General features: G+C 38.2%; 12 protein-coding genes. 1 reads left to right on the top strand and 11 read right to left on the bottom strand.

The features are described 5' to 3' along the window. Positions 1–175 precede the first annotated feature (175 nt). Positions 176–568 (top strand): bacillithiol system redox-active protein YtxJ, encoded by a 393-nt coding sequence (gene ytxJ / locus ACFO5T_RS00415; RefSeq protein ID WP_021779014.1) that lies wholly within the window; start codon positions 176–178, stop codon positions 566–568. Here the strand turns inward: ytxJ and ACFO5T_RS00410 are convergent. The 11 genes from ACFO5T_RS00410 to ACFO5T_RS00360 all read right to left on the bottom strand — a co-directional run bounded on the left by ACFO5T_RS00410 (position 565) and on the right by ACFO5T_RS00360 (position 15,248). Beyond that, entirely contained in the window at positions 565–714 is a 150-nt protein-coding gene (locus ACFO5T_RS00410) for an SsrA-binding protein (protein WP_375253607.1), read from the bottom strand. The genes ytxJ and ACFO5T_RS00410 overlap by 4 nt on opposite strands. Before the next feature lie 316 nt (positions 715–1,030). Beyond that, positions 1,031–1,156, bottom strand: coding sequence for a hypothetical protein (locus ACFO5T_RS00405; RefSeq protein WP_262485470.1), 126 nt, complete (start codon positions 1,154–1,156; stop codon positions 1,031–1,033). A gap of 402 nt (positions 1,157–1,558) precedes the next feature. After that, on the bottom strand, positions 1,559–4,039 hold the full coding sequence (locus tag ACFO5T_RS00400; protein WP_380031097.1) for a M56 family metallopeptidase: 2,481 nt from the start codon (positions 4,037–4,039) through the stop codon (positions 1,559–1,561). Between the two features lie 4 nt (positions 4,040–4,043). Then, on the bottom strand, positions 4,044–4,397 hold the full coding sequence (locus tag ACFO5T_RS00395; protein ID WP_035324832.1) for a BlaI/MecI/CopY family transcriptional regulator: 354 nt from the start codon (positions 4,395–4,397) through the stop codon (positions 4,044–4,046). A 214-nt stretch (positions 4,398–4,611) separates the two neighbouring features. Then, positions 4,612–5,880: an amidohydrolase gene (locus tag ACFO5T_RS00390; protein ID WP_375253272.1), complete on the bottom strand. Its 1,269-nt coding sequence runs from the start codon at positions 5,878–5,880 to the stop codon at positions 4,612–4,614. Positions 5,881–6,027: 147 nt separating this feature from the next. Then, positions 6,028–7,476 carry a RagB/SusD family nutrient uptake outer membrane protein gene (locus ACFO5T_RS00385; protein WP_380031094.1) on the bottom strand — a complete coding sequence of 483 codons (1,449 nt, stop codon included), beginning with the start codon at positions 7,474–7,476 and terminating at the stop codon, positions 6,028–6,030. 19 nt (positions 7,477–7,495) lie between these two features. Then, on the bottom strand, positions 7,496–10,486 hold the full coding sequence (locus ACFO5T_RS00380; RefSeq protein WP_380031091.1) for a SusC/RagA family TonB-linked outer membrane protein: 2,991 nt from the start codon (positions 10,484–10,486) through the stop codon (positions 7,496–7,498). 350 nt (positions 10,487–10,836) lie between these two features. Next, positions 10,837–12,117 (bottom strand): amidohydrolase, encoded by a 1,281-nt coding sequence (locus ACFO5T_RS00375; RefSeq protein ID WP_380031089.1) that lies wholly within the window; start codon positions 12,115–12,117, stop codon positions 10,837–10,839. A gap of 48 nt (positions 12,118–12,165) precedes the next feature. Beyond that, positions 12,166–13,554: a M28 family peptidase gene (locus ACFO5T_RS00370; RefSeq protein WP_380031087.1), complete on the bottom strand. Its 1,389-nt coding sequence runs from the start codon at positions 13,552–13,554 to the stop codon at positions 12,166–12,168. 114 nt (positions 13,555–13,668) lie between these two features. Next, on the bottom strand, positions 13,669–14,463 hold the full coding sequence (locus ACFO5T_RS00365) for a sugar-binding protein (RefSeq protein ID WP_380031085.1): 795 nt from the start codon (positions 14,461–14,463) through the stop codon (positions 13,669–13,671). A 5-nt stretch (positions 14,464–14,468) separates the two neighbouring features. Then, a complete protein-coding gene (locus ACFO5T_RS00360; protein WP_380031082.1) occupies positions 14,469–15,248 on the bottom strand; it encodes a T9SS type A sorting domain-containing protein in 780 nt (259 codons plus the stop codon). Between the last annotated feature and the right edge of the window lie 6 nt (positions 15,249–15,254).

The following is a 15,254-nucleotide window of genomic DNA, read 5'->3' as shown; positions in this document are numbered from 1 at the left end:
TTGTACTTTTTTTGAGAGACAACAGTCAAGTATTGTTCCAAGACGGTATTGCGACATAATGTCTTGTGAAGGCTTGAATTAACTGACTTTATGACTTGTTTAAGAACTATTTTACGCTTTCGCGAAAGCGTAACACAGACACAACGACTACCTTTGTATAAAAGCATATTGAAGAATGGGAATATTTAATTCGATTTTTGGAGGAGATAAAGAACCTCAAGAGGAAAAAACACCAATGCCGTGGAAGCAACTTACCACACTCGAGCAACTGGATCAAATTGCAAAAGATTCTGAAACGAAGCCACAGGCGATATTTAAGCACTCTACAACTTGCGGTATAAGCCGTATGGCAATACGCCAGCTAGAGGCACAATATGATATAGACCCAAACCAGCTGGATATCTATTACTTAGATCTTAAGGCGTACAGAGAAGTGTCTAATGAGGTGGGATATAAATTTCAGGTAATGCACCAGAGCCCGCAGATTATATTGATTAAGAATGGAACCGCTGTGTATTCTGACAGCCACGGAGCGATAAGTGCACAAGCACTTGCCGAAAAGATTTAATCTAACGCTCTTTTTGTAACCCACGTTCTATAGCCTATAATGGCAAGCTGAAACTTTGTGGCTTGTGTAAGGTCAAGACCACGTTTTGAATAGGAGGGAAGTACTGCCTTATTAACTTTGGCAAGAAATTTATAGAGTGTTTGCATACCGTCAAAAGTAGCTAAAAAACAAAGCCGTAACGCAATGCGTTACGGCTTTATTAGTTGGCTAATTCTGCTACGCGTTAGATAGTTAAGTACAACTATACGTGTGCTTTTATGTGGTCCTTATGCGTCTAGCAGTTGGGATGCTAGATGCGGCAGGAGGCGCAGGATATATTATCCTATAAGTATTTCTAAAATGGTAATGATTACTTGTGTCATAATGAATGGGTTTGGATTGAAAATGATTATTTAAAAAATTGATTGATGAATGAAAATTGATTGATGAATGATTGATGAATGTGATTAATGATTACTATTATTACTTACCTAGTTGTAAAAAGGTAGTTACAATGTAAGAGATGCTAAGGCTTACCATAAAGATGGTATATAGACCTAATACTTTGTTTGTTTTTACTTGTTTCTGAGTGTGGACTGGCGTTTTCATAATAGTGAGATTTTGATTAATAATTGTATCGTTGTTTGTTATTGATGAAGCAAAGAAGTCACCTTGAACTCGATAAAACAAATAGAAAAGAAGTTTTTAATGAAATTAACAGCAATATTGTAACTAAAAAAATAATAACACTTTATATATGTAATGCATATATCTACAATTATGTTAGTAACTGTAACCTGTGCTGATTGATATTGCCGTATCTGTTAGTTTTGTAGAGGGTTTTTGACCTCTTTTGAAAATCTGTAGCCAAAAATGGGCTATAAATATGCTTTAAATGGTGTTTTCATCATTTTTGTCCAGTTTTTTACAAGAGACTCTTGTAAAAAACAGCACATAAAAAAAGTCCACTTTCTGATTGAAAGCGGACTTAAATACTAATTGAGGATATATTTAATAGGTGGTATCTATCTGAATTACTCCGTTCTTTCCTTTTTTACCATAAAGCTTAATGGCTTTCTCACCTTTATATATAGTAACACTCTTAATAAATGTAGGATCTAAGGCATCTATCATTTCTTTAGAAGCCTCTTTATCATTTATGTAATAGATTGCTTTATCAAGCCCACCACGTTTTATCATATCTTCTTCACGAGATAGCGTCTTTGATTCTTCTTTACTTTTATCTTCTGCCGTGGACTCCTTGCCATTTACAAGTTCTTTATAGAGGGCATCACTCTCTTGTATCTGCACTCCCCATCTATTGTAAAATTTTCTTGATCCATCTGGGGTTTCTACATAGTAGTATGTGCCGTTTTCTAAAGTGACATAACCCGCTTTATTATTTTTAGCTGTTTTCTTAAGCTTTTTTCTTTTTGATTTAATACCCTCACGTTGCTCTTTCATTTGCATTTTCATACTATCACGTCTAGCCATTATGTACTGGCGCATAGAGTCGCTTTGTGCACGGCCTTGCAGTTTTCTACGTTCATCCATACGAGCGCGTAGCTCTTGCTTACGGAGTTCCATACCTGCACGTAGGCTATCTCTATTGCTCAATAAAGCCTTACGACGTTCTTCCATCTGAGCTCTCAAATTGTCATATGAAGCTTTAGAACCTTTATCCATATTTACATTACCCATACCTGTAAAACCATTTTCATCTTTATAGATGTAAATGTCATTTATAGGGGTAGGTGCTTGTAAGGTGTAGTTCTTATTATTACCCTTATCATCTATGAGATTAATTACAATACTTGTAATCTCTTGACTCTTATTTCTTTTAATACCACTCACCTTGAGAGTAGCGTTGTGCTTTTCTCTCATTAGCTTAATGAGCGCATCAATCTCATTGTCTGTTGTGTTTTTTGTAATACTATAATTATAAGTTTCTTGTACTATACGCGATACTACTCGTGTGGTGTCTGCTTTTGGACTGCTGTGTACAATGAGCGCACCGTCTTGTGCAATAGTTCCGTAGGCTTTGATAGCTTGAGCAGGAGGTAAGCTTGTGATACTATCACCTGTGACTCTTTTCTCTTTTTCTTCGCCCAGTATAACGTTATTATTCACAACTATAACGGGATTAGGTCCTAGTGCATCCTTTGTAATAGTATTTTCTTTAGCTGCTGTTTTTTCTGTATTTACAGCAACCTTGTCATCTGTGATGATTGTTTTATCTGGAGTGATGTTTATAAATGTGCCATCTTTTTGCTCCATTACAACAATCTCCTGTTCAGTATTAACCATTAGACTATAGCCTTCCCAAGAGGTATTTTCTTTTGCATTAAAAGAGAATTTATTGGTAAAAGCTTCTTGGTTTTCAAACTTCGCTTGTAGAAAGAAACCAGTAAGCGTGTTTTTTGCATTGAATTTTCTTTTGTCAAACTTAATGGCTACGTTCTCCCAGTGGTTTGATACATAGGCTTCTATTCGATCTAGTTTTGCCGGAGTGGTATTGCTATCTATAAAGAAAACATCTCTACCTTGATTTGCATAGGTGGTGTCTTTTTCCGCTTTCGCGAAAGCGGTATTATCCTCCTCCACATAATTAGTTACTTCTTTTACATTAAAAGAGTACATAAAGAGCGCAAGCACGGGAATGATAAGTGATAACCTCCAAAGATTGTTTTTGTGGGATTGTGGTGTATTGATCATAACGATTCGTTTTTTGATAAATGATTGATAAAATTGATTAGTAAGTGCTGGGGCAAATGAGGGGGATGAGACCTGTACCAGCGTGCGTTGATATTGTTTTGGGTTCTTAATTTCTTGTATAGCTTGGTAATCTGCTAGGTATTCTAGATTTTGCTCAAGACTGTTTTTATACAACCAGGCAAAGGGATTACACCATTGTATCACAAGCGTTATTTGAGATAAGAGCATATCTAGAGAGTGCCATTGCTGTGCGTGCACTTTTTCGTGAGCAATAATCATCTCTAGTTCTTCTGGCGTGTGAAGCGCAGGATTGTAAACAATTTTTGAAAAGAAAGAAAACGGACTTATCGCTCTTGTAACCGCTACAAATGTATAGTGCCCTTTTGTACTCCGACTGCCAGATGCAATGAGCTGTCGCAAGGATATGTATTGCGCACAAAGCCTACAGAGCATTATACAGATACCTATTATATATATTATGACAAGTACTTGCCACCAGTTTATAGCTTGTTCTACAGGTTGTGGTGCTACAGCGATGGGTGCAGTGTTTACGGAGCTTATATCCAGAGCGGGCATCACAAGCGGTTGCGAGGGTATAATCACCTCAATCTTACGTGTAAATTCTATAAAAGGAAGGGTAATAGCAGCAATGATACCGGCTATAAAGTAATGCCTTTTTGCAGTAAACAAGGTGTTTTTATAAAGTACCGCTAAATAAACTACATAGAAGAGCCCGAGTATAGAGGCACTTTTTGCAAGGAGTATGAGCGTTTCCATAAGCTTATTTTTTTTCTATGATTGCTAGTATCTCTCTAAGCTCATCTGCAGAGATCTTTTCTTCTTTGGCAAAAAAGGAAACCATATTCTTATACGAGTTACCAAAATACTTTTGAGTAGTCGTCTCCATAAACTCCTTACGATATGATTCTAAAGACACGGTAGGGAAGTACTGGTGTGTTTTTCCAAAGGCTTGGTACCCTACATATCCTTTATCTGCCAGATTCCTTATAATAGTAGAAACTGTATTATAATGATTGCCTTCTGGCAATGCGGCTACGACCTCTTTTACAAAGGCCCGCTCAAGCTTCCATAAAGCGTGCATAACCTGTTCTTCTTTATTTGTGAGTTTATCCATAAGAAACAATTTTATAGTATCGATTTGCAAGCGATTGTATACGAGTGATTTGATTGATGATTCAAACATACAACGAAAAATATAGTTAAACAACTATTTTTATAGTTATATAACGAATTTTATAGTTTATGAGAAGTTTAGGCATAAAAAACCGTAAACAACTCATAGCTATTTACGGTCTAATGTATTACAATGTATGATACTAGAGTAGGGGTTATTGCCCTAAATAGTCTTGTGTCATTTGTACAAATGTTTTTACACCTAGTAGCATCCCACTTTCATCTATATAAAAGTCTGGTGTGTGGTGTGGGAACGCCTCTGTAGTACCCGGAGTTTTACCTCCTAAGAAGAAATAAAGCCCAGGAACTTCTTTTTGAAAGAATGAAAAGTCTTCTGCACCAGTAATTGCTTTTATCACGTGTACGTTTTCTTTGCCAGCCGCTTTCTCTAGTGATGGTAACATTTGAGCGGTTAGGTCTTCATCATTATATGTAATAGGATACCCTTCAGGTATGGTAATGGTCGCTTCTGTGCGGTAAGCCGCAGCAATAGCCGGTACCATTTCCTTCATACGGTTATTAATGTAGGTTTGCATATCATAATCTAGCGTACGTAATGTACCTACTATATGTGTTTCTTCTGGAATGATGTTGCTACGTACACCTGCATTAATTTTACCTATAGATAATACTGCAGCCTCATCTGTGAGTGGGATCTCACGTGATATGATGGTTTGTAAACCATCTATAATTTTTACGGCAGCCATAATAGGGTCACGACTTGTCCACGGTGTTGAGCCGTGGCTTTGTTTTCCTTTTATATGTATCTCAAAACTCTGTGAAGCGGCCATAATTCCACCAGGTTTATAGGCTATGGTATTTACATCTTGCCCAGAACCTATGTGAAGGCCAAAAATGGCATCTACATCTGGGTTTTTAAGCACATTTTCTTTTACCATAAGCTCTGCACCACCTTCTTCGCCCGGAGGTGCACCTTCCTCTGCTGGCTGAAAGATGAATTTTACGGTTCCTGCAAAGTCATTATTTTTTGCAAGTATCTCTGCCACGCCCATAAGAATTGCGATGTGTGTATCGTGACCACAGGCGTGCATTACAGGCACGGCCTCACCACGATATTCTCCCATTGCTTCAGATTTAAAAGGTAAATCTGCACGTTCTTTTACTGGAAGCCCATCTATATCTGCTCGTAGTGCGAGTACTTTTCCTTTACGCTTTCCTTCTAGTATGCCTACAACTCCAGTTTTGGCAACACCGGTTTGTACCTTCATCCCTAAGGATTTGAGGTGTGCGGCTATTTTTTCGGCAGTTTTAAACTCTCTGTTTCCTAGTTCTGGATTTTGATGAAAGTCACGACGCCACTCTATGACTTTAGATTCTATGTCATTAATTTGTTGTTCTAGATTGTTTTGCGCTTTCGCGAAAGCGAATACCAAAAAGGCTACTGCTGCGAGTTTTAGTTTCATAAGTATGATTTGCTGTTTTATGTGGTTAATGTACAAATGATTTATGAAATGCTACAGTTTTATAAAATGATAGTTTTTGAAAATGGAGAAAAAAAAATCCCTAGTGGCTAGCTAGGGATTTGATACATCTAGTGGAATCTAAATGATTTAGTATCCTGGGTTTTGTTGTAGTTGAGATAGCTCAATCTCTCTATTAGGAATAGGGAAGATTGTTTTATCTGCTCCAAATGCACTCTCAACTTCGTTAGGCATTCCTGCTCTTCTTAAGTCAAGACCGTTTCTTAACAAGTCCATTCTACGTTGCCCTTCAAAGGCAAGTTCTTTACGACGCTCGTTTAAGATATCATCAAGTGTTACAGCAGTAAGTGCTACAAGACCTGCACGTGCTCTAAGTAGGTTGATATCTGTAAGAGGATCTGCACCTATAGATGAACCGTTTCTTAAGTTAGCCTCGGCTCTTGTAAGGTATGCTTCTGTAATTCTAAGTACTGGTGCGTTATCTGCATTGTTTACTCCGTCAGGAAACTTTGCAGTAAATACACGTGCGTTACCTGGTGCAGATGTACCTATCTGAACAAGATCTGTGTATCTAGCATCTGGTACTGGGTTTCCTTCATCATCAAGAAGTGGGTTTCCATCTTCATCAATTTGGAATTCTTCAAGGTATGCAGCAATTAAGTTATCTGTAAATGGTGCATCACCACGACCTGTAGGAGCTGGGTTAGTAAGACCTGAGAATCCTTCTCCTGAGTCTTGTCCATCTGCAGATGTGTTTACTAATGTAAATAAGTGCTCTGGAGACTGGTCATTGTAAAACTCATAATTCTCCGCTAGTTGGAAAGAACTGTTTATCGCATCGTTAGATAGGGTAGCAGCTTCTTCAAAACGCTCTTGATATAAGTACAGACGTGCTAGTAACTGCTGTGCAGCTGCTTGCGTTGCTCTTGAGTTATCACTGTTTGTAAGTGCAGGAATTGCATCTACAAGGTCAATCTCAATCTGTGTGTGTACTTCATTAAGTGTTGCTCTTTTTGGGAATAATTCCTCATCTGTAGCTGTACTAGGGTTAACTGGGTTAACTACTAATGGCACAGCTAGGTTTGTACCTCCACCTACTTGAAGTGGTTGTGCAAAAAGATCTGCAAGCTTAAAGTATACTAGGGCTCTCATAAATTTTGCTTGCGCAACAATGTTTGCTCTATCTTCTTCAAGAAAAGTTTCATCTGCAATTTCTGGTACAAAAGCGATTACTCTGTTTGCAGCATTAATTACTTCATAACTATCATCATAAATACCCTGTATAGAGGTATTTGTAGATCTTGTGTCATACGTTCTAATGTCGTTAAATGTTGGGAAAGACCCTACAAAATCAACATTATCAGACTGCCATTCTGTAGCTAGGGCAGAAGTACCGTTAAGTACATCATCTTGCTGTGCAAGACTGTAAACCCCTACTAGTGCACCGTTTGCACCTGCTTCACTAGAGAATACTTGCTCAGGAGACTGATCGTCTTCTGGCAGTATGTCTAAATCGTCCTCACAAGAGTAGAACCCTACGCTCAAAAGGAAAATAAGTGTGTATTTAAAAATTTTCATATTGTTATTTGGTTTTATATTATAATTGGATCGTTGCTCCAAAGATGAAAGACTTTGATTGTGGTGGAGTAAAGAAAGTTTCTCCTTGTCCTAAAGCAGCACTTGTATCTGTTACCTCTGGATCAATACCTTCTAAGTCGCTTCCTTTTATAGTAATAAGGTTTGTTGCAGTAGCATATAACCTTATGTTTTTAACGTGTCTAGTCTTATCTAATACTGACTTAGGAATTGTGTAACCTAATGTTACATTTTTAAATCTTAAGAAAGAACCATCTCTTAACTGAGCAGTAGATCTCTGTGCAAACGTGTTAAATGTTGGGCTATCAAAAGCAGGTACAAAAGCATTGTCACCTGGTTGTTGCCATACATTTAATAAAGCAGCTCTGTTGTTAAACGATCCAGAAGCAGCGTTATCTGTAAAACGTAATCCGTCTACATAGATATCGTTACCAACACTAAAGTTAGTCAAGACGTTTAAGTCAAAGTTTTTGTATTTGAACGTGTTTGTAAGTCCTCCTACAAAGTCTGGGTTTGCATCTCCTGCAATAACTCTATCTGTAGATGGGTTAGGATTTGTAGTTGCATTACCATCTGCGTCTAGCCACTCTGCATCACCAGTTTGTGGGTTTACACCTTTGTAACGTACTAAGTAGAATGTGTTAATAGACTCACCTACGATTGCTCTTTGAGAAGCAGATCCAGCTATAAACTCTCTACCTTCTGTATCGATAGATGCTCCTGGTAAAGAAATTACCTCGTTAGTGTTGAAACCTATGTTAAGCGTTGTTGTCCATTTAAAATCACCGTCTCTAAAGTTATTAGAAGTAAGGCTAACGTCAAAACCTCTGTTTTCAATCTCACCTACGTTACGAGCAATGGTATTATTTGTACCTGCTGCAGTAGAGATAGGAAGTGGAAGGTTTAAGATAAGATCATCTGTTCTCTTCTTGTAATAATCAACACTAAAAGAAATTCTGTTGTTAAAAAGATCTCCTGCTAGTCCTATATCAAAAGCTTTAGAACGTTCCCATTTTAAATCTGGGTTTGGTGCAGAAACAGGAGCAAGACCAGCTTGATCATTGTACTGTCCAAAAGTACCACCACTGTAAAGTGCTAGTGACTGGAAGTTACCTATACGGTCGTTACCTGTTGTACCGAAACTTGCTCTAAGTTTAAGGTTATTAATCCAAGAGCTATCTTCTAAGAATTTTTCTTCAGAAAGGTTCCAAGCACCACCTAGTGCGAAGAATGTACCAAAACGGTTATCTGCTCCAAAACGAGATGATCCATCACGACGTAAAGAACCTTCAAGAACGTATTTACTATCATAAGCATAGTTTACACGTGCAAAGTAACCTACAAGGCTGTTTGCCGTAGCACTAGATGTAGTAGTAGTCTTTTGTGCAGCAGACTCGATGTTTAAACTAGAATCACTAGCAAAACCTGTACCTGCAACAGCAATAGTTCTAATTGTATTCTCTTCATAAGAGATACCTGCTACTGCTCCTAAATCGTGCTTATCTCCAAATGTAGTATCGTAGTTAAGCGTGTTTGTTAAGATATAACGGTTGTCTTGTGCATAAAAGTTAGACCCTGTTCCTCCTGGTGAGTTAAGCTCAAAAGAACGTTGTTGCTCTTCTACAAGAACTCTATCAATACCAAAACGAGAGTTGAAAGTCAATCCTTCAAATAAAGAAACCTTTGCAGATACGTTACCTGTCGTTCTTGTAACATCTGAATCATTGATATCTAGCGACTCAATTGCAATGGTGTTTGCAATAAATCCAGTGTTTACTAGGTTTCCATTCTCATCTCTAGGTTGTACCCAAGGACGTATTAAATAAGCAGAAGTAAGTGGAGCAAACGTACTGTTTTCTGCACCTACACGGTCAAACTCATTTCTTGTAACCCCTATGTTTGCACCTATTTCTAACCAATCTGTTGCAGTGTGGTTAATGTTTAAACGACCAGCACGTCTTTTTAAATCATTACCAATGATGAATCCTTCTTCATCTTTAAAGTTTGTGCTTATGTAGAAAGAAGTTTTCTCACTACCACCACTTACAGATGCGTCTATATTGTTTGAGATTCCTGTTCTTGTAACACCATCTACCCAGTTAAATCCACCTTGAGGAAGATCTGCAACGTTGTCTATACCAAAGTAGTTTGCATCTACAGCATATTGTCTAAACTCATCTGCATTCATCATATCAAATGTGTCTGTAGACTCACTGATTCCTGTACTAACGTTTAAAGTAACCGTAGTCTGTCCTCCTTTAGAACCAGATTTTGTAGTTACAATTACAACACCGTTAGATCCACGAGAACCGTAGATAGCCGTTGCCGAAGCATCTTTTAATACAGAGATAGACTCTATATCATTTGGGTTGATGTTTGCAAGTGGGTTAAGACCTTGGTTTGCACCTTGGTTAGATGTAAGGTCTGTATCGTTAAGTGGTACACCATCTACAACAAATAGTGGTCTAGATCCAGATGATACTGAAGCGACACCTCTAATCTTGATAGTAGGAGCTGCTCCAAGTACACCAGAAGACTGTACTACTTGTACACCTGCTGCTTGACCTTGTAGTAACTCTTGTGGTGAGTTTGCCGGGATATCTTTAATAGCATCCTGACCAACTACAGATACAGATTGAACATTTTTCTTTTTTGTTTGTGAACCAAAAGCTACTATAACGACCTCATCCAGTGCATTATCTTCTTCTAGTGTCACATTAATAATAGTCTGATTTCCTACAGGAATAGAAACTTCTTTAAAGCCTACATAGCTAAAAGTTAATACATCTGTAGATGATGCTTCTATAGAGAAGTTTCCATCAAAATCAGTTTGGGTACCCGTAGTTGTACCTTGAATTAAAACACTGGCTCCTGGTAGCGGGCCATTCTGTTCCTTCACCGTAACTGTTATTGTTTTTTGGGCTAAAGTGACTTGCGCCATAAAACCTAAAAGAACCAAAAACAGATACTTTTTGATAATAGTTTTTTTCATGTATGTATGTTTTTAATGATGCGATAAAATTATTCAATTAGGGTAATCGTTAAGAATGCCATATCACAATTAACCTAAGTTTATCATAAATTTAAGAATTCGCATTTTGTGTTAAAATTTCTTACAAAAATCCTTTAACATTTATAACTATTTGAAAATCCATTAAGTAAGAATTTTCTTAACATTTTGAGCTTCGAGTTTTAATAAATGTTTAACTAAAAATGGTCTTAAAGTTTACCTTAAGGTAACATTGATGTTAACATTTGTTTATGATAATTATATCTTAATAAAAACAAAAAAAGCGCCTCTTCACAAGGAAGAGACGCTCTATAAATCGTGTTTTGTTTAGCTTATTTCGAAAGGTAGTCTACTGTAAGTTGACTTAGGGCTTTTACACCAAGCTGAAATCCGCTTTCATCTATAAAGAAATCTGGCGTGTGATGAGGGAATGCTTCTTTGTTTCCAGGAGTCATTCCGCCTAAAAAGAAGTAAAATCCAGGCACTTTTTCTTGAAAGAAAGAGAAATCTTCGCCACCAGTAACTGCCTTCTGTAATTGTACATTTTCGGCACCGCTTACTTTTTGAAGTGTTGGTAATGATTGCGCCGTAAGATCAAGGTCATTATAGGTTACCACGGTCATATTTTGCCATTCAATTTCTGCCTCACCACCGTAAGCCTTTGCAATGTCGCGTGCCATCTCATTCATACGTCTTATAATTTTCTCACGCATATCTGGATCAAGCGTACGTACGGTACCTATCATTTCTGCACTTTCTGGTATGATATTAAAACGTAATCCAGAGGTTATCTTACCTACTGTTATTACGGCAGCTTCTTCTGTCAAGTTACTCTCTCGAGAGATAATGCTTTGAAAACCGTCTATAATTTGAGCAGAGATAAGAATAGGGTCTACACCAGACCACGGCTGGCTACCGTGTGATTGCTTTCCTTTTACTTTTACAACAAAGCGCTCTGTTGCGGCCATAGTCCCTCCTGGTTTATATCGTATAGTTCCCACAGGTGTGGCGCTATTAATATGTAACCCAAAAATAGCATCTACCTCAGGATTTTGTAATACACCTTCTTTCACCATAAGTTTTGCACCTCCTTCTTCACCTGGTGGTGGTCCCTCTTCTGCAGGTTGAAAGACAAACTTTACAGAACCTTTTATTTTATCCTTATTCTTAGCTAGTACTTCTGCAACACCCATAAGTATAGCCGTGTGAGTATCGTGACCACAAGCGTGCATTACGCCAGTTTCGGCACCTAGGAACGTAGTGGTAACATTAGATTTAAAAGGAAGGTCATTACGTTCTGTAACTGGTAATGCATCTATATCTGCTCGCAGTGCAACCACTTTACCTGGTAAGTCTCCTTTTAAAAGTCCTACAACACCAGTCTTTGCAACACCGGTTTGTACTTCTATACCTAGTGATTTTAAATGTTTAGCTATTTTTTCGGCGGTTTTAAACTCTCTGTTTCCTAGTTCAGGGTTTTGATGAAAGTCTCTGCGCCATTCTATTACTTTATCTTTTACTGCAGCGATGTCTTGATCAAAAGAGGTTTGCGCTTTCGCGAAAGCGGAAACTAAAATAGTCCCTACAATACATAAGGTTTTTGTGTATTTCATATAGTTGTTATTAAGCAGACTCACATTTTGAGTCTATATGGTATTAGATTAATCTCTTATAATAGTACTAGGGAATGCTACTGGACTCTCGTGACCATCTTTACCTACAGCAGCTACGCCAAAGAAAAAGTTATCTATCACAATACCGTTAAGAGTGGCACTTGTACCATTTGTGATAAGTCTTGAGTTATCCCAAGTAGGAGAGGTAGTGTCTCTCCAGTACACTTTATAAGCTACTGCGCCCTCTACGGCATCCCACTGTAAACGTGCATTTGCCTCAACAATACCACCTATACCTACGTTACTAGGAGTAGGAGGTGCCCAGGCGATGCTTGCAAGGTTTATGGCATTTACGGCTGTAAGTTTTGCATTATATGGAAAGTTTACGTGCTCAAATGTATCTCCATAATTTATTCCATTTTCTGTACGTATGTCTTGGTGTTGCTGTGTATAATTTTCGTGTGCCTCCATTATACGTATTCCAGCAAAACCAGCGTCGTTAAAAGGTCTGTGGTGACCACCACGACCAAAACGGTCTAGTCTATAAATCATCCTAGGGTTCATCTCTGGCATATACGTCTTTGTGGTTTTGTAAATAAAACGAGCTAGTTGCCTTGATATACCATCTACCTCACCGCCATAAAAACGTCTTGCGTTGCGCTGTCTCTCTGTCTCAGTAGGAGGGACTGGCTCAGAAAATATTCTAAAGGTTCTATTATCTATCACTCCATCTACACCTTCTATATTACCTATCATATCATTGTTCATAATACCTATTATCTCCCAGCCTTGCTCTTTTGCGTACGCTGCGAGCCCTTTTCCGCCAAAGAGTCCTTGCTCTTCTCCAGAGAGGCCTACATATATGATACTGTTTTCAAAAGTATATTTTGATAATACTCTTGCCGCTTCTAGTGTACCAGCCATACCGCTAGCATTATCATTTGCCCCAGGAGCGTCATCTGTATAATTTGTAGGATCAGAAATTCTACTATCTATATCACCGCTCATTAGTATGTAACGGTTAGGGTACTTGCTACCTTTCTGTACAGCAACAACATTTACTACCGCTACATCCTTTATAATACGAGGATTTGTACCTTTTTTTACAAGGTCACTCTGAAAAAAAACATCTAGACAGTTATTACAAGCTTGAGATGTTTTTTCAAACTCACTTTTGATCCATCTTCTAGCTGCACCTATGCCGCGAGTGTTTGAAACGGTATCACTTAAAGTGTGTCTTGTTCCAAAATCTGCAAGTTTTTTTACATCTGCCCGTAATCTATCTTCAGATACGGCATCTATAATATCATAAATTCTTGTATCTGTTTGCGCTACACTTGTACCTATAGAAAGGCAAAATGTAAAAGCGGTAATTACAGAAGTAGTGATGAGTTGTTTTGGATTTGGAATGTGTAGGGTGGGTAAATTTTTTAACATTGATATAAAGTATAAATTTTTGTTTTAAAGATAGTAAAGAATGTGTTGATGTGTAGACCGCTTTCGCGAAAGCGTGTATATAAAACTTACAGCACAATCGAAGCAACTCAAGATTTACTCCACGAGCTCAATAGTCCCAAAAATACCTGCGTCTATCCAGCCTCTGTTTTTATCTTCACCTGGCACGGCTACAGAGCCTATAAAGTTTTCTCGCTCTTCACTTGCATCATTATCACAATAGGCTAGGGCAAAGCCCATTTTTTTATTAGGTGCTAGTATTTTTTGCTCGTTAACACCACCATCTTTGTAAGTAGCGTCATAGATGGTCATCTTACACTCCCACAGCATCTTATTTTCTCCTAAAGTTGTAGTTTTAGATTGTACGTGGCTATTGTACAATGTAGGTGTTTTACCTGGTGCAACATCTACCACATTACCGTCTAGTGCTACGTGATATGCAAAGGCATTGTGGGTAAACTGGTGACCACCACCAGAGTTGTCTTCATCTATAAAGATCTCTAGGCAGTCATCATCCCACCATAGGGTGAGTGGGTCTTTTTCTTTATCATAAATTACGTCATCTGTAATTTCTGCAAGTATATATAGGGCCTCTGGAGTCCAAGCAAGTTTGTAACGACCAGCGAAATCTTGTGCAGTATAATCATCTCCCAGCCATTTTTGATCTAATTGTTGCCAGCTCACACTTTTCCATATGGGATCATCTGCCTTTCCGTCCAGCTCTGGTGCAATAGTAGCTTTTTGAACTTGTCGTAACTGGTGGTCTATCTTATTATTAGGTATCTCACTTGTATCTTCAACAAGGTCTGAAGATGGGGATGCAGTTGTTGTAGATTCTTTACAGCTCGATAATGCGAGTGTGAGTAAACAGATGGTTAATAGGTGTTTCATTAATATTATAGTTTGTTAATTTTTTGAGTAATAATACCAGAGCTTGTAAAGACTTTTACAAAATAGATTCCGGACGGTGCGGCACTAAATGTTACAGGTGATAGAGTAGCCTGCGAGACTATTAATTGTCCTGTGATATTGTAGATTTCGAGTTTTTGCACAGTTGTGTTTGGGGCGCTTATATGAAGCGTCTCGCGTACAGGGTTAGGGTAGATTACTATATCATTTTGCGTGGTAACTTCTTCTATATCTAGAGTTCCTGAAACTACAAATCTAAGCGTAGCCTGAGAGTTAGGGCCTGTTTGATTAAGCCAGAAGGTATAAGTTCCCGTAGGTAGTGGTGGGGTAAAGCCTGTGCCTAATTGCCCAATTTGTGGTAGTAAATCTGTATCTAGATTACCGCTACCATACGTCATACCTCCTAGTAAATCACTTGCCGTTGTAGTCATTGCATCTGTTGTAAACGCGTTGCCTTCTTGCAAGCCTATAAATGCCTCATTATTGGTACCCTCTGCGGTATAACCGTCAAGAATAAGTTGATCTAGCTGTAAATCTGGAGGCAATGTTATCGTGATATAATCTATATCACGAGGATTACCCTGTTGATCTGCTGTAATGCTATTATCTCCTACCTCGAGAATAAAAGGACCACTAGGAGCGTCAAATTGGTCTGAGAGGTCACCGTCTGTGCCCTCATTATAAGTAAAGCCTTGAGCAGTGACAATTACAGATGTGAGTATAAATGCCATACTCAAAATAAGTTGCCGATTTGTTTTTGTCTTCATTGTGCT

Origin of the sequence: Dokdonia genika, assembly GCF_042652845.1 — a bacterium.
GTDB lineage: Bacteria > Bacteroidota > Bacteroidia > Flavobacteriales > Flavobacteriaceae > Dokdonia > Dokdonia donghaensis.
Note: the sequence above shows the minus strand (reverse complement) of the source record. Positions and strands in the feature narration are given on the sequence as shown.

Excerpts from the sequence above, each read along its gene's own strand:
- ACFO5T_RS00405 (WP_262485470.1), bottom strand. The coding sequence starts at position 1,156 with ATGAAAACGCCAGTCCACACTCAGAAACAAGTAAAAACAAACAAAGTA.
- ACFO5T_RS00385 (WP_380031094.1), bottom strand. The coding sequence starts at position 7,476 with ATGAAAATTTTTAAATACACACTTATTTTCCTTTTGAGCGTAGGGTTC.
- ACFO5T_RS00400 (WP_380031097.1), bottom strand. The coding sequence starts at position 4,039 with ATGGAAACGCTCATACTCCTTGCAAAAAGTGCCTCTATACTCGGGCTC.
- ACFO5T_RS00380 (WP_380031091.1), bottom strand. The coding sequence starts at position 10,486 with ATGAAAAAAACTATTATCAAAAAGTATCTGTTTTTGGTTCTTTTAGGT.
- ACFO5T_RS00410 (WP_375253607.1), bottom strand. The coding sequence starts at position 714 with ATGCAAACACTCTATAAATTTCTTGCCAAAGTTAATAAGGCAGTACTT.
- ACFO5T_RS00390 (WP_375253272.1), bottom strand. The coding sequence starts at position 5,880 with ATGAAACTAAAACTCGCAGCAGTAGCCTTTTTGGTATTCGCTTTCGCG.
- ACFO5T_RS00370 (WP_380031087.1), bottom strand. The coding sequence starts at position 13,554 with ATGTTAAAAAATTTACCCACCCTACACATTCCAAATCCAAAACAACTC.
- ACFO5T_RS00365 (WP_380031085.1), bottom strand. The coding sequence starts at position 14,463 with ATGAAACACCTATTAACCATCTGTTTACTCACACTCGCATTATCGAGC.
- ACFO5T_RS00395 (WP_035324832.1), bottom strand. The coding sequence starts at position 4,397 with ATGGATAAACTCACAAATAAAGAAGAACAGGTTATGCACGCTTTATGG.
- ACFO5T_RS00360 (WP_380031082.1), bottom strand. The coding sequence starts at position 15,248 with ATGAAGACAAAAACAAATCGGCAACTTATTTTGAGTATGGCATTTATA.
- ACFO5T_RS00375 (WP_380031089.1), bottom strand. The coding sequence starts at position 12,117 with ATGAAATACACAAAAACCTTATGTATTGTAGGGACTATTTTAGTTTCC.
- ytxJ (WP_021779014.1), top strand. The coding sequence starts at position 176 with ATGGGAATATTTAATTCGATTTTTGGAGGAGATAAAGAACCTCAAGAG.